The following is a 581-nucleotide window of genomic DNA, read 5'->3' as shown; positions in this document are numbered from 1 at the left end:
AGCCTTACGACCTCAACAAATTGAAAACCGTTTTGGTGCCATTCATTGGCAAGAAAGAAAAGACCCGATTACCGGATTGGATTAAGCGTTTTAAAACGCAAGACGCAAAAGAAATTGCGCGTGTGTTTAGCCAATCTATGGCAACGGATATTGAAAACCTACAAGCTGCCTCTACTGAGCGAGATAAAAAACGGGTTATCCACGGCATCAAAGGTGCAGTTGGGGCAATTGGAATCAGCATGCTGACTGAGCTTTGCATTGAGGCAGAGCGAGTCACCGCGGCGGAGTTTGACAGGCGAGCCGCGGAGTTAATTTTAAGAATCGAGCAGGAGATCGACAATATAGACTATTGGGCAGAGATGAATGAATACACAGCTTAATGTGATGGTGATTGATGACCATCCACTACAAACCACAATACTTACGCAGATATTGAATCGCTATTGCGCGCAAGTAACGTCCTTCAACGGTGTCGATGATGCGATTCAATGTGCGCAACGTCAGCATTTTGATGTGATTTTTTGCGATATCCAGATGCCAGGAAAAGACGGCATCGACATGATGGAAATGCTCGATCAGAT

General features: G+C 45.1%; 2 protein-coding genes. Both read left to right on the top strand.

Translation table 11 applies throughout. From position 1 onward, the window contains the following. The coding region (locus R7044_RS26885) for an Hpt domain-containing protein (RefSeq protein ID WP_225456188.1) at window positions 1-380 on the top strand (380 nt) is incomplete at its 5' end. Further along, the coding region (locus R7044_RS26880; protein ID WP_225456187.1) for a two-component system response regulator at window positions 364-581 on the top strand (218 nt) is incomplete at its 3' end. The genes R7044_RS26885 and R7044_RS26880, both read left to right, overlap by 17 nt.

Source organism: Vibrio sp. 1402 (assembly GCF_033340275.1).
The sequence above is the reverse complement of the archived record's forward strand: the minus strand, read 5'-3'. Positions and strand labels throughout refer to the sequence as shown.